This is a genomic window from Vibrio maritimus, assembly GCF_021441885.1.
Classification (GTDB): domain Bacteria; phylum Pseudomonadota; class Gammaproteobacteria; order Enterobacterales; family Vibrionaceae; genus Vibrio; species Vibrio maritimus_B.
Map to the genome: position 1 here is coordinate 2,426,833 of NZ_CP090438.1, position 22,315 is coordinate 2,449,147.

Annotated in this window: 16 protein-coding genes; 6 read left to right on the top strand and 10 right to left on the bottom strand. The window is 47.1% G+C overall.

Annotation, left to right across the window (positions count from 1 at the left end):
* Positions 1–52: 52 nt before the first annotated feature.
* The 10 genes from purF to fabB all read right to left on the bottom strand — a co-directional run bounded on the left by purF (position 53) and on the right by fabB (position 14,275).
* A complete protein-coding gene (gene purF / locus LY387_RS11025) occupies positions 53–1,567 on the bottom strand; it encodes an amidophosphoribosyltransferase (protein WP_234494130.1) in 1,515 nt (504 codons plus the stop codon).
* 36 nt (positions 1,568–1,603) lie between these two features.
* Positions 1,604–2,092 (bottom strand): CvpA family protein, encoded by a 489-nt coding sequence (locus tag LY387_RS11030; protein ID WP_128648195.1) that lies wholly within the window; start codon positions 2,090–2,092, stop codon positions 1,604–1,606.
* A 61-nt stretch (positions 2,093–2,153) separates the two neighbouring features.
* Positions 2,154–2,702: an SPOR domain-containing protein gene (locus LY387_RS11035; RefSeq protein WP_234494131.1), complete on the bottom strand. Its 549-nt coding sequence runs from the start codon at positions 2,700–2,702 to the stop codon at positions 2,154–2,156.
* 25 nt (positions 2,703–2,727) lie between these two features.
* Positions 2,728–3,999, bottom strand: coding sequence for a bifunctional tetrahydrofolate synthase/dihydrofolate synthase (gene folC / locus LY387_RS11040; RefSeq protein WP_234494132.1), 1,272 nt, complete (start codon positions 3,997–3,999; stop codon positions 2,728–2,730).
* Positions 4,000–4,041: 42 nt separating this feature from the next.
* Entirely contained in the window at positions 4,042–4,971 is a 930-nt protein-coding gene (gene accD / locus LY387_RS11045) for an acetyl-CoA carboxylase, carboxyltransferase subunit beta (RefSeq protein WP_042474304.1), read from the bottom strand.
* Positions 4,972–5,150: 179 nt separating this feature from the next.
* Entirely contained in the window at positions 5,151–5,954 is an 804-nt protein-coding gene (gene truA / locus LY387_RS11050; RefSeq protein WP_234494133.1) for a tRNA pseudouridine(38-40) synthase TruA, read from the bottom strand.
* 197 nt (positions 5,955–6,151) lie between these two features.
* Positions 6,152–10,387 (bottom strand): FimV/HubP family polar landmark protein, encoded by a 4,236-nt coding sequence (locus LY387_RS11055; RefSeq protein ID WP_234494134.1) that lies wholly within the window; start codon positions 10,385–10,387, stop codon positions 6,152–6,154.
* Between the two features lie 289 nt (positions 10,388–10,676).
* Entirely contained in the window at positions 10,677–11,690 is a 1,014-nt protein-coding gene (locus LY387_RS11060; RefSeq protein ID WP_234494135.1) for an aspartate-semialdehyde dehydrogenase, read from the bottom strand.
* On the bottom strand, positions 11,687–12,820 hold the full coding sequence (locus LY387_RS11065) for a 4-phosphoerythronate dehydrogenase (protein ID WP_234494136.1): 1,134 nt from the start codon (positions 12,818–12,820) through the stop codon (positions 11,687–11,689). The genes LY387_RS11060 and LY387_RS11065 overlap by 4 nt, the downstream gene beginning before the upstream one ends.
* Before the next feature lie 243 nt (positions 12,821–13,063).
* Positions 13,064–14,275 carry a beta-ketoacyl-ACP synthase I gene (gene fabB, locus LY387_RS11070; protein WP_042474295.1) on the bottom strand — a complete coding sequence of 404 codons (1,212 nt, stop codon included), beginning with the start codon at positions 14,273–14,275 and terminating at the stop codon, positions 13,064–13,066.
* Positions 14,276–14,450: 175 nt separating this feature from the next.
* On the opposite strand from fabB, the gene mnmC reads away from it, so the two are divergent.
* The 6 genes from mnmC to LY387_RS11100 all read left to right on the top strand — a co-directional run bounded on the left by mnmC (position 14,451) and on the right by LY387_RS11100 (position 22,307).
* Positions 14,451–16,466 (top strand): bifunctional tRNA (5-methylaminomethyl-2-thiouridine)(34)-methyltransferase MnmD/FAD-dependent 5-carboxymethylaminomethyl-2-thiouridine(34) oxidoreductase MnmC, encoded by a 2,016-nt coding sequence (gene mnmC, locus LY387_RS11075; RefSeq protein ID WP_234494137.1) that lies wholly within the window; start codon positions 14,451–14,453, stop codon positions 16,464–16,466.
* A 213-nt stretch (positions 16,467–16,679) separates the two neighbouring features.
* The gene (locus LY387_RS11080; RefSeq protein ID WP_234494138.1) at positions 16,680–17,756 is read left to right on the top strand and encodes an ABC transporter substrate-binding protein; all 1,077 of its coding nucleotides are present in this window, start codon (positions 16,680–16,682) and stop codon (positions 17,754–17,756) included.
* Positions 17,753–19,579, top strand: coding sequence for a diguanylate cyclase domain-containing protein (locus LY387_RS11085; RefSeq protein WP_234494139.1), 1,827 nt, complete (start codon positions 17,753–17,755; stop codon positions 19,577–19,579). The genes LY387_RS11080 and LY387_RS11085 overlap by 4 nt, the downstream gene beginning before the upstream one ends.
* Positions 19,580–19,751: 172 nt before the next feature.
* A complete protein-coding gene (locus LY387_RS11090; protein ID WP_234494140.1) occupies positions 19,752–20,825 on the top strand; it encodes a DUF4056 domain-containing protein in 1,074 nt (357 codons plus the stop codon).
* 3 nt (positions 20,826–20,828) lie between these two features.
* Positions 20,829–21,203, top strand: coding sequence for a diacylglycerol kinase (locus LY387_RS11095; protein WP_234494141.1), 375 nt, complete (start codon positions 20,829–20,831; stop codon positions 21,201–21,203).
* A 207-nt stretch (positions 21,204–21,410) separates the two neighbouring features.
* Positions 21,411–22,307 (top strand): LysR family transcriptional regulator, encoded by an 897-nt coding sequence (locus LY387_RS11100; protein WP_234494142.1) that lies wholly within the window; start codon positions 21,411–21,413, stop codon positions 22,305–22,307.
* Positions 22,308–22,315: the final 8 nt, after the last annotated feature.

Consider the following 22,315-nt stretch of genomic DNA (forward strand, 5'->3'; position numbering starts at 1 on the left):
AAAAAAACCAGAGCACTCGCTCTGGTTTTTTCTTTCAACTTTATCGAGATGATTAGATGCCTTCGTTATGAAGCTCTAAGTTCGCCAGATCTTGTTGGATATCTCGCTGCACTTTCGCATCGTCATTACGCAGAGAATCTAGATAGTCTAGGTAAGACTGGTCGATATCACCTGTTACGTATTCACCGTTGAATACCGATGCTTCAAACAGCTTAACATCTGGGTTACCCAAGCCAACTGCTTCGATAAGGTCAGGGATAGTCTGGTAAATCAGTGCATCTGCGCCAATTTGCTTACAGATAGCATCGTTATCGCGACCGTGGGCAATAAGCTCGTTTGCACTTGGCATATCAATGCCATACACGTTCGGGAAGCGAACTTCTGGTGCGGCAGAAACCATGTACACTTTGTTTGCACCGGAGTCACGAGCCATCTCGATGATCTGTTCTGATGTTGTACCACGAACGATAGAATCATCAACAAGCAGTACATTCTTACCTTTGAACTCTGAGCGAATCGCGTTTAGCTTACGACGTACAGATTTCTTACGCTGCTGCTGACCTGGCATGATAAAGGTGCGGCCAACATAACGGTTTTTCACAAAACCTTGGCGGTATGGCTTATCAATAGCTTGTGCAATTTGCAGTGCAATGTCACAAGAAGTCTCAGGGATCGGAATAACAACGTCGATATCAAGGTCTGAGAACTCATCCTTGATGCGCTCACCAAGCTTTTTACCCATCTCAACACGTGCGCTGTATACCGAGATCTTATCGATAAATGAATCTGGACGAGCAAAATAAACAAACTCGAAGATACATGGGTTCAGTGTCGGGTTGTCAGCACATTGACGAGTGAATAGCTCACCATCGAATGTTGCGTAAATCGCTTCACCAGGAGCAACGTCGCGAACGAAATCAAAGCCAACTGCATCAAGTGCAACCGACTCAGAAGCTACCATGTACTCAGTTTTGCCTTCGAACTCACGCTTACCAAGACAAAGAGGACGGATACCGTTTGGATCGCGGAACGCAATCATGCCGTGACCGATGATCATCGCAGCGACCGCATAAGCACCTTTGATAGTGCGGTGCACATTCGTTACGGCACGGAACACATCGTCAGAGGTGACATTGCCTTTCACAGTATCAATTTCGTGTGCAAGTACGTTAAGAAGAACCTCGGAGTCAGAGGTAGTGTTAACGTGACGACGATCTTTCTCAAACAGCTTCTCACGAACTTCGTGAGCATTTGTTAGGTTACCGTTGTGTGCCAGGGTAATACCAAACGGAGAGTTTACGTAGAACGGCTGAGCTTCAGAGGCGCTAGAACTGCCTGCTGTCGGGTAACGAACATGTCCAATACCTACGTTACCTTGGAGGCGCTGCATATGCTTCGCTTCAAAAACGTCTTTTACTAGACCATTCGCCTTACGCAGACGAAAACGATTGCTTTCTATGGTAACAATACCAGCGGCATCTTGGCCACGATGCTGTAAAACGGTCAAAGCGTCATAGATAGACTGATTCACAGGCGTAGAGCCAACGATTCCAACAATACCACACATGTCCTAATCCTCGATTTGCGACATTAGCTGACGCCATTAGGCGCCAGACAGGAAACTAGAAGTTGCTTCGATATGTTCAAAAAACGGTTCGATGATTAACTTAAAGTGCGGAATCAATTGAGATGAATCCCACCACTCACTGTTATTCAGCGTGGTAAACGTGTCGACAAAGAAGAGCACTGCCGAAACAATCAGCACACCTCGAAGAGCACCGAACACGATTCCCAGTACCCTATCGGTACCAGAGAGTCCCGTTTTTTGTACTAACTGCCCCAACACATAATTAATAAGCGCTCCAACAATTAGAGTCGCAACAAACAGGGCAGCGATTGCGGCGCCATTTCGAAACATGTCATCTTCGATATTAGTAAAGTACACCGCTAGTTTAGCGTAGTACTGGCTAGCGATAAAAAACGCGCCGAACCATATCACCAACGACATTGCCTCTTTGGCAAATCCGCGAACTAAACTGATTAAAGCTGAAAGCCCAATCACACCCAAAATGACAAAATCTAACCAATTCATGAATTCTTCATCTCAAGTTGGCGCGCATTTTAACAGAAAAATGCGCGACGCAAACGTTTTCTTATGGATTTAGTGGTTTAAATTTGAGCAATTGACCTCGAGAACCGGTAATTTCCTCCAATTCAATCAATTGCTTCTCCAATTTACTTTTTGAAACATCTGGACCGATGATGACGCGAGTAAATGTCGCTTCTTGTTTCACATGAGCTTGATAGCCACGCTTTTGCAGATCCTCTACTAATGCACGTGCATTATCGGCATTTTTTAGCGCCATCAGTTGAATGATCCAAGCACTGTCTGCGTAATCGTTGCGCTCTGGAACCTCTTGTACCGCAACGTCGACGATATCAGCTGGCGGACTTTGCTCCTCTACCACTTCTTCACCTACGGTTGCTTGTACTGGCGACTCCGGAAGGACAGAGATGTCCTCTTCTGGCTCCAGCACTTCAAAGCTCTCTACATCCGCATTGATCTCTGGCTTAAGAGGAATGCTGGCAAACTCTTCTTTGTAATGCAGTTTCTTACCATCAAGTAAGTCAGGCAGAATGATCACCCCTACAGCGACCAATACTATGGTCCCAACTAAACGGCTTTGGAATTTACTCGCCATCGTTTCTCCTAGATTAGTCTTCGTCCTAGCTTCTCGTACCGCCGCAATGCGCGAGAACCTCACCAACGGTATGGAACGACCCTACGACCAGAATCAAATCCTCTGGCTGAGCATCCGCTTTGGCTGCATCAAAGGCCGTAACTGGTGAATCGTATCGAGTTAGTGTCTCATTGGACTCTAGATGTGAGCACAACTCATCCGCAGAGGCGGCGCGAGGCCCACTTAAAGAAGCAGGATACCAGTGCTCTGTCAGAGGATTCAAAACTCGAATAGTCTCCTTGATATCTTTGTCGTGAAGCATGCCAATAACCACTTTGAATCGAGTCTCAGGATAGAGTCGACCTAATTGTGCTACTAAATACTCTGCTGAGTGCGGGTTGTGTGCAACGTCAAGAATTGTCGTCGGTGAGCCCGCTAACATCTGCATACGACCCGCCAAGCGTGCTTGCTTTAACCCATTAACAATATTGATATCCGTGATATCAAGATTTGCGGCACCAAGCGCCATCAGCGCCGTATTGGCATTCATCAATGGCAAAACCGGGATTGGAAGGTCTTCTAGCGTGAACGTGCCATGATGCCATGTCCAAGTCGAATCCGAGGTCTGCGCGTAATCGAACTGAATACCCGTTTGGTAGAACTCAGCGCCTATATCATCAGCATGAGCGGGAACCGTTGCAGGTGGCTTAGGTTGTCCGCAAATCGCAGGCTTGCCAGAGCGGAAAATACCCGCCTTTTCAAAACCGATGACATTGATATCATCACCTAACCAATCTACGTGGTCCACGGCCAGACTGGTAATTACTGACACATCATGATCAACCACGTTGGTCGCATCAAGTCGGCCACCTAGTCCAACTTCGAGCAGAACCACATCAACGTTCTGCTCTTGAAACTGCTTCAGCGCGGCAAGTGTCGCATACTCAAAAAAGCTTAAACTCACATCACCACGAAGCTGTTCAATATAGGCGAATGCCTTGGTATGAGATTCGTCTGGAAGTTCGCTGCCATTGATACGAACGCGTTCGTTGTAGCGAATTAAGTGTGGTGAGCTGTAAACACCAACCGAGTAACCTGCATCGAGCAAGATGGCTTCCATCAAAGCACACGTTGATCCCTTGCCATTGGTGCCGGCAACGGTAATAACTTTAGGAGCAGGTTTGGTGAGTTGACCTTTTTGCGCCACGACTGACACACGGTCTAGGCCAAGATCTATGGCACTGGTATGAATACTGGTTAAGTAATCAAGCCACATCTGTAGTGAAGATGTGGCTTGAGGAATGGATTGTGAACTCATTTAGCCGTCAATATCTTAACGTTTGATAACTTAGTGAGTACTTTACCCTTTTTCGTCCGCTTCTGGTACTTCATATGATGGTTCTTCTGGAGAATCTTCTACAGAGACCACAAGAGGAGACGCTTGATTTGTCATTTTCGCTAGCAAGCTGCCCACACGCTGACGCATTTCACGGCGGTCTACAATCATATCGATCGCGCCATGCTCTAGTAGGAATTCACTACGTTGGAAGCCTTCTGGTAGGTCTTCACGTACCGTCTGCTCGATAACACGACGTCCTGCAAAGCCAATAAGCGCTTTAGGCTCGCCAATGTTGATATCACCTAACATCGCCAAACTTGCCGATACACCACCCATTGTTGGGTCAGTCATGACAGAAACGAATGGCAGACCTTTTTGAGATAGACGCTCAAGTGCAGCGCTGGTTTTCGCCATCTGCATCAGAGACATCAATGCCTCTTGCATACGTGCGCCGCCACTTGCAGAGAAACAGACCAGACCACAGTTGTTTTCCATAGCCGCTTCTACTGCACGTACAAAACGAGCACCCACAACAGAGCCCATAGAACCACCCATGAACGAGAATTCAAAGGCACAAGCGACCACTGGTTGACCTAGCAACTCACCTTGCATAACAACAAGTGCATCTTTCTCACCACTGTTTTTCTGAGCAGCAGAAATACGCTCTTTGTAGCGCTTAGAGTCTTTGAACTTAAGTTTGTCTTGAGGCTCAAGTTCAGCAGCAAGTTCAACACGGTTACCTTCATCTAGGAAAGTCTCTAGACGACGGCGCGCTTTCATGCGCATGTGATGATTACATTTAGGGCAAACTTCTAGGTTACGCTCTAGTTCAGCGTGATATAGAACTTGCTCGCACGACGTACACTTAGTCCAGATACCTTCTGGGATTGACGCTTTGCGCGAGCTAACAATGTTATTACTTTTTTCTAAAATCTTTTCAAGCCAACTCATGGAAGACCTTATCTCTTGTTACCCCCGCCAAAATGGCGAAAGTGTTAAATTCTAATTAATGCCGTTGGATTAAACCATATTACAGACAAACTGTAGATAAAAAACTGGTTGTACCTATCCTTGTGACCAAGCCGTAACTCTTTATTAATGCAACTATTCACTCATCAATATGAGCGAAATTACCAGCCAGAGTTCAAATCATTTGGCAAAAATAGTGGACCAATTGGCATTTCTGGGAGCTGGTACTCATCAGGATAATCAACGTCAACCAAGTACAAGCCCTCCGCTTTAGCGGTCGCTCCTGCCAGTTTGCGATCTTTCTGCGCCAGCAGCCATTCAAACCACTCTGGTGGCTGCTCGCCTTTACCAACGACAATCAAGCTGCCAGTGATGTTGCGAACCATATGATGTACGAAGGCATTGGCTTTAATGTCGATCACAACATACGGGCCATGGCGAGACACATTTAAATGCATGATATTACGCCACGGACTGCGAGACTGACACTGTACTGCCCTAAACGAAGTGAAGTCATTTTCACCTAGCAAGTACTGACCAGCTTGATGCATTTTTTCAACATCAAGCTCTCCATGATAATGGCTGATACCAGAAGATAAAATGCCAGGACGCAAATCATGATTGAAGATCACATAACGGTAACGTCGTGCTGTCGCGGAGAAACGCGCGTGGAAGGCTTCTGGCACTTCTTTAGCCCAACGTACGGCGATATCTTTGGGAAGGTTTGCATTGACGCCCATCGTCCATGCTACGGGCTTACGGATTGCAGAAGTTTCAAAGTGCACCACTTGCCCTGTACCGTGGACACCAGCGTCAGTTCGCCCAGCACACTGTACTTCGATAGGTTCATTGGCGACAACGGAGAGTGCTTTCTCTAGCTCTTCTTGAACGCTATTAACTTCACGCTGTCTCTGCCAGCCGAAGTATTTTGCACCGTTATACTCAATACCTAATGCTACTTTCATCGTTAACTCTGCATCTGTGAATTTTCAAAGGGGGCAAAGTATATACGCAAGTGTCGTTTGTATAAAGTCACAGCCTGTGAATGCAAGGTCATTTATCTGTTTGGATGTGGTCATTCGCTACTTTTGCTATTAAGCAAAAAAGGAAAAACGGTGGTCAGCCACCGTTTTTCCTTTACTTAGAGTTGGGTTATCAAAGGTTATTGATACTCAGATAACTTACTCAGCAGCCGTTTGGCTTCGTCTTCAATCTGCCCTGAACCCTCAAGCAACACTTTTTCGAGTAGCTTAATCGCCCCCTCATAATCGTTCATCTCAATATAGATTTTCGCCATATCAAGATTACCCGCTGCTTCGGAGTCGCTATCGACATCGACATCGGATATTGGACCGATAACATCAGGGAACTCATCTAAGCCCACATCAAGCTTTAGCTCTTCTTCATCTTTGTCGGACTCTTCACCATCTTGCACCTGAGCCATAAGCTCATCAATGGTCATGAACTGACTATCTGTAGCATCAAAGTCGGAGTCAGGGTCTTGAGAAGACCAGTCTTCATCCGCTGCTTTCGCTAACGAGCCAGCATCATTGTCATTCCAAATCGCTTGTTCTTCTGCAGGAATATCACTGTTGATCGCCGCACGTTGATCGTCGGTCAGCGTAAAGCCGTTCCAGTCTTCCCCCGCATCCGATGTTGGTGCATCTTGCAGCATCGCTTCAATGTCCAAACCGGCACTATCCGCTGTCGTTTGATCGACGGGAGAAATATTTGAGAAGGCTGCATTATCACCATCTTTTAGTAGCTCGTTTAAGTTGCCTTCTTGCTCAATAGCTGACATGTCAACCATATTAAAGGCATCAGCAAGCGCGTCGATTTCGGAGTGATCTAAGGTTTCCCCAACCATCTCCTGAGGCGCGAAAGACGGCTCTGAAATGTCTGAGCCTTCTGTCGAATTAACGGCCTCGGTATCATTCCCAGCAAAATCCATCGCAGCTTGCTGCTCGTCATACTCAGGAATCGACTCTAAGCTTATCTCTTCTAGCTCACGACTGTCTTCGCCTACTGTTAGCGGTTCGAGATCTTCCGATGGCTCATGAGCAACCTCTGACAGCGCGTCTTCCTCGGTGAACTCAGGGAACTCAAAATCTTCGTCGACAAGCTCGTTATCAGGCTCTGGCAAGTCGTTCTGTATAGGCGTCGGCTCTTGTTCTAATGCTGGCGCTTCATCTTCAGAGAGTGTCTCAGCGACAGGCGCCTGCTCTTGTACACTTTGCACAGAATCAGCAATCGCATCTTCCTCGCTGTACTCCGGAAGCTCGTCATCAGCAAAAGCAAACTCGCCGTCAGCAGAGTCCTCTGACATTGGTAAGTCTTCACCCTCACCTTCGGCATCTGCAAAGGCTTGCTCTTCACCGTATTCACTCTGTAGAGCGTTCGCTAAAAATTCTGCGTCATCAAGCTCTGTTTCGGTTGATGCCGTAGCACTGTCAACAGGCTCAGTCTCTAGAGATTCAAACAAATCTGACTCAGCTGCGACTGATTTAGCATCAGATGACGCACTCTCTACGTCGTCTACAAGCCAATCATCGTCCGAAGGTATACCAAACTCATTAGCGACCAGAGCATCCAACTCTTTTCGTGCCTGCTCGGAATTATCTTCCTCATGAGTTAGGTTACTTGCACCTTCAATCTCTGGTGCAAACTCAAAGTCCGCAGACGAGTCCGAAGTCGGCTCTGACAGCGCTTGCGGCGCAACACTATCCTGTTCCGCATCAAGCTCTAGAGAAGGTTCTTCCGGAGACTGATGAGCGTCGAGAGCCTCTTCATCGACAGTTTCAACCTCTGGATCAGCCTCAGCAGCAGTTAGGTCTACATCCACCGACTCTGGCACGGCCTTCTCTTCGACCTGCTGGGCACTGACTTCATTTAGCAACGCGTCAATATCGTCTTCGGAGACCGCCGTATCCTCTAGATCAACTTCGAGCTCATGATGCTCTTCGTTTGACTGTTGCTGCGGCGCGTCAAACGCTTCAACTTCGCTTACCGTTTCACTGGCTGCTTGAGACAATTCTTCAACCGCTGAGCTCTCGTCAGCAGCAATATCGTCGGATGCTTCGAGTTCAGCAGCATCTTGGGTTGAACTATCCAGAGAATTCTCAGCCAATAAAGCATCGATGTCGTCTAAATCCAGTTCATCTTCTTGTTGGTCCAAAACCGTTTCAACAGATGAAACTGTATTGTCTTCATCAGCAATGTCAGATCCTAACAAGCTATCTGAAGAGAAAGGATCTAGGTCGAAGTCATCATCTAACTCATCTTGAGTAGAGCTAGAAAGATGACTTTCAAACAAGACTTCATCTAGCAGGTCAGTACTGTTTTCGTCTAGGTTGTCATCTTCGTCCGCTAATAAGTGAACGTCGTCATCATCGGATTGGCTTTGCGCATCTTCAGCAGACAAGACCTCATCAAGCATCAAATCTGAATCATCAAGATCGGATAGCTCAAAGTCGTCCTCGAGCATCTCATCTAGTAAATCAACGTCGGATTCGTTCGCTACTTGTGCATCGGTATCCGTCGTTGACTCCGGTGTTGCATCTATTTGAGAGAACTGGGCAAACAGGTCATCAATATCGTCATTACCGACGCTTTCAGAGGCTTCATTTGGCGAATCTAAATCGAAGCTTTCTTCAATGTCGTGGGTATTTAGATCTGGTGTATTGCTGTCTTCTGCGACGCTATCTGTCGACTTGCTATCCTCAGCAATCAGTTTATCGAGTGATGCCAGCGGTGAGTCAGCGGATAGATCATCAAGATCGATGTCACCTTCATCGAGATCAAAATCGTCTCCTGCAAGTAACTCATCCATCTGGGCCTGGTCGAGCGAAGAATTGTCTTCATCGTCAATCGGCGCTTTATCGGATTCTGTATCACTGTCTAGGCTGAAATTAGCGAACAGGCTATCTAGATCGTCTTGAGAGACCACTTCATCACTATCATCTTCATCTGACAGATCTAAATCGAGGTCATCAACGTCATCACCTGGCACGGCGACATCATTGAGCGCTCGTTCCATCTCTTCCAGACCCAGTGCTTTTTCGCCATTCTTAACACTGATACCGTTGTTGCTGGCATCAAGATCTACCACGCCGATATCCAGCTCACCATCGTCATCAATGCTGGCAAATGGGTCGTCGTCATCATCTAGATTGAAATCGAAGTCACTTTCATCAAGGTCCGCGAACACATCAGGCTCAGCATCTTCCTTAGGCTCTTCGTCGGTAGTGTCATCTTCTTCAAGACCCGCTAATAGGTCATCTGAGAATAGGTCTTCCTCTTCATCGGCTGCGACCGCTCCTGCGGCGAGCGCGGCACCCCCCATCGCAGCGACCCTTGCGCCCTCTGGACTATTACTTGATGCTAACTGATTATCTTCTACCGCTTTCGAAACCGCAGGCTCATTGCTGCGCTTGCGTGAGCGCATGATCATCATCACCAGTAAACCAACTAAAAGAGCAGGAATACTCGCCAGCAATGCCACGAACCAAGGTTTGGCTAACCAAACGTCAAGTTGGCTAGGTGCCAAGCGAGCAAGCTCAGCTTGCTTGCGCTTCTCTTCACTAAGCTGACGCTCAACTTCACTGCGAATGCGCTCTTCGTTATCCACTTCCGTCTTTAGGACTTCGACCTCATTCTGTACTTCTGACAGCATGAGTCTTAGCTGATGGTTACGCTCTTCCAGAGAAAGCAATTCGCTTTCAGAGCGACTTAGCTCTTCTCTAAGTGCTTGCGTCGCATCTGGCTCAGCTTTCGTTGTACCCGAAGCTGAAGACTTAGGCACAGACGGTATGGTCTCCGCCACTTCTGGTGTTGGTGTCTCTTTGACTATCGGCTGCGCGGGTACTGGTGGCTTATCTGCAACCTTTGGCTCTACAACCGATGGTTCTGCAACTGACGGACTAGGCGTTACAGCCCGTTCTGGTCTAGGAGCTGGTGTAGGAGCAACACTTTGATTGAGCTTATTTTGGTGTGCAGAAAGCACCGCGAGCGCTTCTTGTAGGTCAACACGATTGATTAACTCATTAGACGGGATTCGCAACTCGCTACCGGGGGCAAGCTGATGAATATTATTCTGCTCAAACTGCCCTGGGTTTAGCTCGTAAAACGCATAGATGGTTTGTTGAACACTCGCATTTGCTGGCTTAAATCGACTTGCGATTGACCATAGGGTTTCGTTTGGTCCCGTTGGTCCATAATAACGCGCCGGCGAGTCAGATTCTGACGCGACGGCTTGGCGTACCGGTTGTGAATATTGTGGAGCCGAGATGACTTCGCCGTTAGGACCGGTTAATCGAATAGTGTCAGCGCTGATTGAAAAAGGTGTTGTCGCTCCTGCTAGTGCTAACGTCACTAGCAAAGGCTTTAAAAAATGATGCATGGAAGGCTCAGCTATCTGCAATAAATAAAACAATTCTTATCTCGGTACTATATCGGATAATCACTCCAAAACTATAGTTCAGCCTTGAAAAAACATGATTCAAGCATGATATTGGTACCATTTTTACATTGCTTAACAGCACAAAGGCCCCTAAAACGGAGCCTTTGATTAAAAAGTGACAAGAGAGCGCTAAAACCCTCACTCACACAATTGGTGTGCGATGTTATCGCAGCTCAGAAGCAACGACTTAGAAGCCACTGCCTAGAGAGCACTACCTAGAAGCCACTACCTAGAAATAATCGCGAATCAACACTTCCGCAATTTGTACTGCGTTAGTTGCAGCACCTTTGCGCACGTTGTCCGCAACAACCCACAAGTTAACGCCGCTATGATGGCTAATATCGTTACGAATACGACCGACCATCACATGATCTTTACCGCCCGCGTCACGAACTTGCGTTGGCATATCTTCGCCGTGGAACACTTCGATACCTTCAGCTTGCTCAAGCAATTGAACCACCTCTTCTGCAGAGATAGGTGCGCGAGTCTCTAGGTGAACCGCTTCCGCATGACCGTAGAATACCGGTACGCGAACACACGTTGGGTTGACCATAATGCTTGAGTCATTGAAGATTTTTTGGGTCTCCCAAACCATCTTCATCTCTTCTTTGGTGTAGCCGTTATCCATAAACTGATCAATTTGCGGGATGCAGTTAAATGCAATCTGCTGACCAAACGCTTTTGGCTCAACTGGCTTGCCGTTTAACAGCATTGCCGTTTGGCCTGCTAGCTCATCAATACCACTCTTACCTGCACCAGACACCGACTGATACGTTGTCACGTTGATGCGTTCAATACCTACCGCATCATGAATTGGCTTCAGTGCCACCAGCATTTGGATCGTCGAGCAGTTTGGATTAGCAATAATATTGCGGTTTCTAAACTCTGCGATTGCCTCTGGGTTAACCTCAGGAACAACTAGCGGCACATCGTAGTCGTAACGGAAGTTTGAGGAGTTGTCGATCACAACGACGCCTTCATCAGCCGCAATCGGAGCCCATTTTGCCGACTGTTCACCACCTGCAGAGAAAAGTGCGATATGGACTTGTGACCAATCGAAGTTCTCTACGTTCTCAACCTTCACTGTTTTACCGTTGATACGATACGTTTTACCTTCGCTGCGCTCACTCGCTAGCAGGAAGACATCACCCATCGGAAACTCACGTTCTTGCAGCACCTCGACCATAGTTTCACCTACAGCACCTGTTGCTCCAAATACAGCGATATTAAATTGTTGGCTCATTTAGTTACCTCGATTTGAAATCCTAGTTCTGCTAACGGCGCGAGATTACATGTCTCATCACCCTTAACAAGGACGGCGCCGTATTCGCGTCTATCCCAATAAAACTTGCGCATTTTGTCGAAACCATTTTCGTTGTGGATTTCACGACGGAAAATGGCGTCGTCCTTGCGTACATCATAGATGATCTGCGTCATACTGTGCAGTGCTGCTTCATCCCAAGCACGATCAAGCGTCAATTCAGGAATTGGCGCAACGGGTAAAAGTGCATCAGGGTTTGCACGTTCAGACAACCCAAGAAACTCACAATAGCTGTTAAAGATCATGGTGGTGCCACGAGCTTTACCTTCAAGACCATAACCGGCGATGTGAGGGGTCGCGAACGTTAACAGAGGTAATAGATCAAAATCAACTACTGGCTCAAACTCGAACACATCTAATACAGCGGTAAAGCCATCTTTCTGAAGCAGTCGCTGCTTTAATGCCTCGTTATCAACAACAGGGCCACGTGCAGCGTTGATCAAGATCTGGTTGCTGCGAAAATTAGCAAGGCGCGCTTGGTCAATGAGATGATGGGTTGGGTAGTCACCGTCGCGAGTGATAGGTGTATGCATAGTGACCACATCAGACTGCTCAAGCAGAGCGTCTAACTCGGTAAAGGTTCTCTCATCACCTTCACTTTGTTTTATCGGATCATTAAGCAATACGTTAATGCCGATACCTTGTAGACACTTTTGTAGATAGCTACCCACCTGGCCACAGCCAATGATGCCAACGGTCTTGTCAAAGATAGAAAAACCTTGCTGTTGGGCGATCACCATCAAGCTACTGATGACATACTCGGCAACACCGACCTTGTTACAACCTGGCGCTGCAGTAAAGAAGATTCCGCGCTGCTTGAGCAAAGCTTGATCAACATGGTCCATTCCTGCCGTTGCGGTTCCAACAAACTTAAGCTTGTTCGCCTTTTCCAATAGCGCTTCGTTAACCTTAGTGATTGAACGAATCATCAATGCATCGACATCAACGAGATCGTCCGCCGTTAGCTCACGGCCTGGTTTTGCGATGACTTCACCTAGCTGACTAAACAGTTCGACAGCATAAGGCATTGCCTCATCAACAATAATCTTCATGGGAGTATCCAAAGGGGTTGTCCTTACAATAGGCTGAATTGTGCAAGATATATCAGCACGTGTCGAGTGAACGATACACAAAGAGAGTCTGACTGGAGTGTTAGAAAGAAAAATGCCCAGCCATAAGGCTGGGCAAGATCCAGAACAAAAGGATTCTAACCCGCTCTCCAGGGGCTAAAACTTGCGTCTGCGACCAGTTTTCACTGATCAGCTCTGGAAATCATTGAAACTGATTATCCAGGATTAACCTTGATATTTTTTCAGTACTAGCGTTGCATTAGTGCCGCCAAAGCCAAAGCTGTTTGACATTACCGTGTTTAGCTCTTGCTCACGCGTTTCTGTCACAATGTCTAGACCTTGAGCGGCTTCATCTAGCTCATCAACGTTGATGCTTGGAGCGATGAAGCCATGGTGTAGCATTAGCGTTGAGTAAATCGCTTCGTGCACACCTGCTGCACCTAGGGCGTGACCTGTCATCGCTTTAGTTGCAGAGATTGCTGGACTGTTGCCACCAAACACTTCTTGGATAGCGCCAAGTTCTTTCACGTCACCTACAGGTGTTGATGTACCGTGAGTGTTCACGTAATCAATCACTTCAACGTCTTGCATCGCCATCTTCATACAACGCACAGCGCCTTCACCAGATGGTGCTACCATGTCGTAGCCATCAGACGTTGCGCCGTAACCTACGACTTCACCGTAGATCTTTGCGCCACGAGCGAGTGCGTGTTCGAGTTCTTCAACGACAACCATACCGCCGCCACCAGAGATAACGAAACCGTCACGGTTAGCATCGTAAGTACGAGACGCTTTTTCTGGCGTTTCGTTGTACTTAGTTGATAGCGCACCCATCGCATCAAACATCATAGTTTGAGACCAATCTAGCTCTTCGCCGCCACCAGCAAAAACGATATCTTGTTTACCAAGCTGGATAAGCTCCATTGCGTGACCGATACAGTGAGCAGAAGTTGCACATGCAGAGCTCATTGTGTAGTTCACACCACGGATTTTAAACGGTGTCGCAAGACATGCTGACACGGTAGAAGACATGGTACGAGGTACCATGTAAGGGCCAACACGTTTCACACCTTTAGCGCGAAGCGTATCAACAGCAACTGTTTGGTTAAGTGCAGATGCACCACCTGAACCCGCAACAATACCCGTGCGGTCATTTGAAACTTGGTCTTCTGTCAAACCCGCGTCTTCGATCGCTTGCTCCATTGAAAGATAAGCGTACGCTGCCGCGTCGCCCATGAAGCGCATTTTTTTACGGTCGATGTGCTCAGCTGGGTTGATTTTCAGATCACCCCAAACCTGAGAACGAAGGCCCATCTCTTTGAATTGCTCAGAGGCGTTAATACCAGAACGGCCTGCTTTAAGAGACGCTAAAACTTCTTCCACGTTGTTACCGATGCTCGAAACAATACCCATACCGGTAATTACGACTCGTTTCATGTGACATTCCTATAAATTCAAAAACGGCTAAATGATAACGAAGATACAGGATAAAAGTGGTCAGCTTTCCCATAAATTCGTACAATTCGCATCAATAAATGCTATCGATGCCCCACTAAATGTAGTTGTGATAACTTTCTACAAACGGGTATAACACAAGATAAGTGTCAAAATTATGACTTCCATCACTCATGCTCAACTCGACTGGAATGAGTCGGGAACCCCTGTATCCGATCAATTTGACGATGTTTACTTCTCTAATGTCAATGGTTTAGAAGAAACTCGTTACGTATTCTTGAAGCAAAACCGACTTCCGGAGCGTTGGAACGAACTCGACCAGCGTCGCTTCGTCATTGCGGAGACTGGTTTTGGTACCGGACTTAACTTTCTTGCGGTGTGGCAATGGTTTGAGCAGTTCCGAGAGCAAAACCCAGACGCGTCACTCAAAGAGCTGCATTTCATCAGTTTTGAAAAATACCCGCTTTCCAAACAAGATCTTGTCAAAGCTCATCAGTCATGGCCTGAGCTCGCTAATTACGCTGAGCAATTACAAGCGCACTACCCTATTGCTGTACCAGAATGTCACCGCATCGTGCTCGCTGACGGCGCGATCACGCTGGATCTCTGGTTTGGTGACATTAAAGATTGCATGCCTTTAGTTCCGACTCCAAGTGAAGGTGTGGTTGATTGCTGGTTCTTAGATGGATTTGCGCCAAGCAAAAACCCTGAGATGTGGAACCAAGAGCTGTTCAACAACATGGTCAAATTAGCCAAACAAGATTGCACCTGCGCGACGTTTACCGCTGCGGGTTTTGTTCGTCGCGGTCTTATCGAAGCCGGCTTCGATATGAAAAAAGCAAAAGGTTTCGGTACTAAGCGAGACATGATTGTTGGCCATATCGCAAACAAAGCACCTTTCTCAAACTACGATGCTCTTTACTATCGTGACGCAAACTCGAATCCTAAGCTCGTCGCCATTGTCGGTGGTGGCATTGCCAGCGCAACCCTTGTTGCTTCTCTGGCTCAACGCGGTATCAAGACCACGCTCTATTGTAAAGATAATGAGCCAGCGCAAGGTGCATCAGGTAACCGACAAGGTGCTGTCTATCCGCTCCTAAATGGCGAACATCAGGGCGTATCTCGCGTCTTTGCTCCCGCTTTCCTGTATGCGAGACAATTTGCTGAACAGGCAGCAACACGTTTTGACTTCGACCATGATTGGTGCGGGGTGACACAACTGATGTGGGATGAAAAATCAGAGAAAAAACTGGAAAGAATGCTCTCTAGCAACTTTCCAACGGAGCTCATTCAACGATTGGATGCGGCGCAAACCACCGCTGCAATTGGGGTGGAGTCACCGCACGCTAGCGTCAATTATCCATTGGGAGGCTGGCTATGCCCGGCAGAGCTCACCAAGGGTTTAATTGAACATTACATGACCTCTGGGATGCTCTCAGTTCACTTCAACAGCGAAGTAGCATCACTAACGCAGATAGAAGAAGACAAATGGCAAATATTGCTAAGTAACTCTAGTGAGCCACAAACGCAGCACTTTGACGCTGTGATCATCGCTAACGGTCATGAGTTTACGCAAATCGAGCAAACTAAGCCGTTGCATCTTACGGCAGTAAAAGGACAGGTAAGCCACATACCGACCACCAGCGTGCTACAAAAGATTCAATCAGTACTTTGCTACGACGGGTATATGACGCCCCACAATCCAAAGACAATGACTCACTGTATCGGGGCTAGCTACGACAGAAAGAATATTGATACTGATTTTGACGACATCGCCCAACAAGAGAATGGCGATAAACTGAGAGCCTGCATCCCAAGTGTAGATTGGGTCAATGACGTTGACACGAGTGATAACAAAGCGCGCCAAGGCATCAGAACCGTCAGTCGTGACCACTTACCTTTCATGGGACCGGTCACCGATTTTGCCTCGCTCGACAAGAGCTATAGTGACGCGCTATCGAAGCCAGAGAAGCTGCCAAACTACACAGGCCTTTATTGTTTGCTGGGCTTGGGTTCCCGCGGTCTAAGCTCTGCACCTCTTCTCGCTGAAACGCTTGCTTCACAGATATGTGGTGACCCGCTGCCGCTGCCAGTCGACGTTCTGTCTGAGCTGCATCCCTCAAGAGCTTGGATTAAGCGAATGAACAAATCTAAACCACTGAGCGACAGCTAGTCACCATATCAAGCTCCCAAAGCGAGGGACAATGCCCCTCGCTTTCTCCGCCACAAGCCAAACCGTTCAACTCCAACCAGGTTCTACTTGCCTCAAAGCTGAATCAGAGTTCAAAAAATGAGAATCACCAAACAAACCATGTGATTCGGCTCACAATAGTTCGACGCGTGCACTGTTCGCTCCCATAATCCCTCTAACACAGGGAGTGTTTGTATGAAATTGTTTTGGGTGCTTGTCACTTGCTGCTTTTTGGGGAATATCACGTTTGCCTCCACGGAGGGGGAGGAGTCGCGCTCGGCCAACATCCAAGTACTATTCGTCAATCCAGGCTTTTCAGATGAGAGCTTTTGGGGCGATGTAGACAAATATGCCATAGCAGCCGCACAGTCGCTTGATATCCAACTAGAAATTATCCATGGTCAGCGGGACCGCATTCTCACGCAGCAAAAGCTTGCTGAGCGAATGAAAAAAGCACCGGAGCCTGATTTCGTTATCCTAGTGAATGAAAAAGGATCGGGGCAAAACCTTCTCGAGCCAATAGCGCCGCGCGCAAGTCAAGTCACCTTCGCCCTTAATGACTTAACTGCAAGCGAAAAACGCATCATCTACGCAAATCCTAAATATGCACACCGCCTGCTACCTGGGGTATTTCCTAACAACTACAACATCGGTTACCTGAGTGCTCAAAGCTTGTTTTCGAGTGGGGGAAGTGTGCCAGGTGACTTTGTCTTGATATCTGGCGATAAAAACACGCCCGCTTCTATTAACCGTGAAGCGGGAGCCACATCGTTCATTATGCAGGAAGAGCGAGTGTCACTGTCTCAACGAGTTTATGGTGACTGGCAGGAATCCATCGCTTATGAGCAAGCAAAGGTTCTACTAAACCGTCATAAAGACATTCGTTATCTGTGGACAGCTAACGATCACATGGCCTTTGGGGCTATTCGCGCTTTAGAGGATGTGGGTCTAACGGCCGGAAAAGATGTTTTTATTGGTACCATCAATACGTCGGCCGAAGTGTTGAATGCGCTTGCTCAAAAACAAATTGCATCCTTATCTGGAGGGCACTTTACTGCGGTTGGCTTGGCGTTAGTGAAAATCTATCATTATGCCAAGGGAGAGCCTTGGCCTCAGCGCACCAAATACAACCTATTCCAACCGATTATGTATCCTTCAGACTTGTTTGACATCATGAAGCAAAAAGATTGGAGCAGCATCGACTTCAAACGCATCGATATTCGAGCAAACCCCATTAATCCGTTTTCCCCTCAGCTCGGGGAGGCTCAATGAAGTCATTTCCAATCAAAACGCTAAGACACAAAATCATCGCAATCATGCTCGTGGTTACCGGTATGCTGGCTATCGTCAATATCAATATTCAAGCTTATGTTGACTACCAACAAGAACTGGTGGATATCGAAAACAATGCGACCCGGCATGTTCGCTCGCTCAGTCACCCCATTTCAGAAGCTCTTTGGGATCTAGACTTGCGACAACTTGAGCAGCTCATTGTCAGTATTAGTGAAGACAAGTACATTCGAGATATTCGTCTAGATGGCATTGACGGGACTCAAATCAGCTCCAGCGATGATAGCTTTCAATCTAACGACCACCATAGTTATGAACTGAGGTACAACGGGCGATTCTTAGGCATACTCTCCTACCATATTGACGACGCACTCATACAACAAGAAGTCTTGTCGCGCCTCTGGCTAGGGTTGGCACTCAACACCTTAGAAGCGTTAGTGATCATTTTGGTGGTCATCATAATTATATACGTGCTGGTTACTAAGCCATTGAAGGAGCTATACACGCTATCTAAAACTATTAACCCTAAAACCACCCGCAAGCTTGAGCTCCCTGAAAGCCTCACTCAAAGCGATGATGAACTCTCTTATGTTGCCAAGGCACTGCAACAACTCAACAGCACCTCTAGACGCGCCATTGCGGCGCAAAGAAGAACCGAGAGACAGCTTCTCCACCACCAAAATCAGTTAGAACAAAGCATCCAGCTCCAAACGAAAGCCTATAAAACGCAAAGCCAACTTCACCGAATCTTGGCAGACATGTCTTTGAATATTCTGACGTGTAATGAAGAGAGCATGGCGACGGTCATGTATCGAGCGTTTGAACCTATCGGAAGCCTACTTAACATCGACAGACTGAGCGTCCTTGCTGTAGAAGACAACGTAGCAAAGTATCGCTACTCTTGGCGCTCAGATGGCAGTGACAACCCCTACGGCCAAGGTTTCAACATAGATTCAATGACCTTTTTACAACGTCGGTTGCGCTCACTGGAGCCGATCTTAATCAATGACACCGAGACTCTGCGACGAGACGCCGAAAACGAATATCAAATGCTATCTGAACTGAGCATTCAATCTGTTGCCATCTTTCCACTGATTGATGGCAAGTCAATATTTGGCTTATTAGTCGCTTCAAACACTAAAGAACCCTCTCCGTGGAGCGACACACAAAAGACTATTTTGAGTCGATTATCGACGACAGTGAGTGAACTGCACATCCGGATGAGAAACCAAAAAGAGATGACAGCGCTGCAAGATGAACTCATTGAAGCGAATCAGCGTCTGCACATTGCGGCAGAAACCGATGAGTTAACCGGACTTCCTAATCGCCGTCCATTTATGAATGAACTAGAGCATCACGCGAACAGTCTCTACGTAAGCACCATTACCACTATGATGATCGACGTCGACCACTTCAAACAGTACAACGACCTTTACGGTCATGTTCAGGGTGATTTTGCCCTGAGGTATGTCGCCAACGCACTTAAACATATACTCGCACCGTGCGGACACATGGTCGCTCGGATTGGCGGTGAAGAGTTTTGTGCCCTACTTATCAACGTGAGTCACCAAGAAGCGTTAGTCCTCGCCGAGCGAATGCGATTAGAAGTGAGTGATCTAAAAATCCCTCATACAGGCAATGAGCCATTTGGTGTGTTATCCGTGTCTATTGGCGTTTCTCACCAGGTTGTTGACGAGCAAATCGCCACTCAATGGTTATTAGAGAATGCCGATGCTGCTTTGTATAGGGCAAAAGAGAAAGGACGAAACCAGGTTCAATCAGAGCCGTCCGAGAATAAACAGTGAATCACGCTGACTATTTGGTCTACTTTCAATCAACTGGCGCAAAATGGCTAATTTGAATACGACAAACTACTATTATCGAAACCATAAATTATTGCATTTTTTTGACAAAGCGCTGATACGTACACTGCACAATCTCCCGCTTTTTCGTTCCACAAACTCATTTGGTTTACTTATGAAAAAATTACTATTGTTACTGAGTCTTAGCCTTACCGCTGCAGCCCCGACCTTCGCAGAAACTGAGACCGTACCAGTAGGGATAAGACCATGCTGCGCTTTTGGCACCGGTCTTAAAGCGGAATTAGGAAGTGTCCCTGTCCCGTTTTACTCCATCAAAAACGTGCTTAACACCGAAGACGTCAATGCTCATGTGTTCAACGACGGCTCTGCGAGTGTCGTCGGCAGCTTGTTTGGCACGTCTGACGAAGTCAATGGTCTGATTTTCACTAATAAAGGTGGTTTCATCGATACGGCACACGTACGAGACACTGCTGATTTCGCGTTTTACCTCTATCGCTCTCTCAAGCAGCGTGAAGAGAACAGTTACGAAGTAAACCTGACACCAGAACTTCGTGAGCGACGCATCGTATTTGAGAATCTGGATCAGCTAAATAGTGACAATCACGATGAGGCGAAACTCGCGGCACTCATGGCATTCCGACTAGCACAATGGCACGAAATTGCCCAGTGGTTTGGTCTAGTCTCTGTCGGTGGTTTTAAAGAATACCCTTCTGCATTCTCACCGGAAGATTTGTATTCGAACATGCTAGGCGCACTCATCGCTTATGAAATTCTCAAGATAAACCCTGAGATCAAACAAGAAGCGTTTGTCGTGCTGTTCCCAGACTATTTCCGTAAACACCTCAAGATGCTTGATGCGCAGGACGAAGATACGACGATAGCCAAACTCAAAGAGATTGATGGTATTTGGTGGGACAGCTCAAAACGACTGCCAAACAAATGGGTAGTGAAAACACGTGACTATCACTTTAGCCTAGATCTGATTCCAAATGCCGTCACCAATGGTACACCTCTATCTTTGACGCCATTTGAAGAGCTTGAGCAATATGGACAGTTACAACTGGTAAAAGCTGACAAGATTCAGTCATTTGATATACTTCCGAGCACATTGACGGACAAATCGGTTTGGACTCATGAAGATTTTCAAGCGATTGGCGACATCTCTAAGTCGGTTGATGATAAACATGAAAACAATCGAAATGACGCACTCACTCTAAAGTTGAACTAAGACATGACTGAGATCCAAAAAAACACAGGTTTAAAACGCGTAATCTACGCAGCCCGATATTCTTGGTATGGTTTGATTGCAGCATGGAAGAATGAGGCGGCGTTTCGACAAGAATGCGTGGCGTTGCTCCTCGCTGTCATTGTCGCTTTCTCTTTGGACGTTTCATTGTTTGCAAAAGCCGCTCTCGTTGGCAGCGTCATCTTTGTGATGATCGTGGAGTTGATGAACTCAGCGGTGGAAGCTGTGGTCGATCGCGTCGGCCTGGAAAGGCACGAGCTCTCTGGAAGAGCCAAAGATCTCGGCTCCGCAGCCGTATTCCTTGCCATCGGCTTAGCACTCATCGTTTGGATCTCGATTCTCTGGATGCACTTTAGCTAGCACCGACAAGTTAAACGGAAAGGCTTAATCTCTATTTGAGGTTAAGCCTTTTTTGTATCCAGTATCTTAAGTAGCTCTGTTACATAGCAGCGACACCTAGAAGCTGCTCCTCGATACCGCACCTCGAAACTACACCTAGCAACAAGGTTCTCAATTGTTGCTATTTGCTTTACAGTGACCCTATCTACCTATTGAACCGAGGCGCTCGTGAACCTGCGACAGCTGGAAGTCTTTTACGCCATTATGCAAGCTGGCACCGTCTCAGGTGCGGCCAAGAACCTGCATGTATCTCAGCCCAATATCACGCGAGTGCTCGCTCACACGGAGCAGCAGTTGGGGTTCTCACTATTTGAGCGTGTAAAAGGACGCCTAGTCCCCACACAAGAAGCACATCGACTACTGCCAGATGTTGAAAAAATCTATCGTCAATTGGGAGAGTTTCAAACCCTTACGGAAAAGGTGCGAAGCGGTCATCAACATATTAGAGTTGGCGCGCCGCCCATACTGGCATCTAAGCTCTTGCCACCTATCGTCACTAAAGTAAATCAACAATACGGTTATTCCATTGACCTGATGACAGGCAATCACTCAGAACTTTGCCAAGCTCTACTCACTAATGAACTTGATATTGCGATAACGTTCGGCGAAGAAACACCAGCCGGGATCTCTCACGAGCGGCTGATAAAAGAGACAATGCGAGTGCTACTCCCCAAAGACCACCTATCACACAACCTAGAACAAGATAGCTCGATATCACTCTCTGCTGTGCTAGCGAATGACATTGGTATCATTGCACTAGACGATAGAGACCCGCTTGGAGTCAGACTTGCGGCGGCTATTCGGGCTATTAACCCTGATTTCTATGCTTCATTCACCGTTCGTAGCTACAACGCAGGCGCTGAGCTCGCCAAGCTTGGCGCAGGTATCGCTATCGTAGACCCATGGACAGCTGATCAATATAAAAACGAGGAAAACCTTAAGTGTGTTGCACTGAGCGATTCCATCGACTGCTCCGTTTCTTTGCTCACCAGCGATATTCACGCAATGTCTATCGCAACCAAAAACTTGCTATCGATTCTAAAAGCCAGTAATACCTCATTGTAATTGCTCTG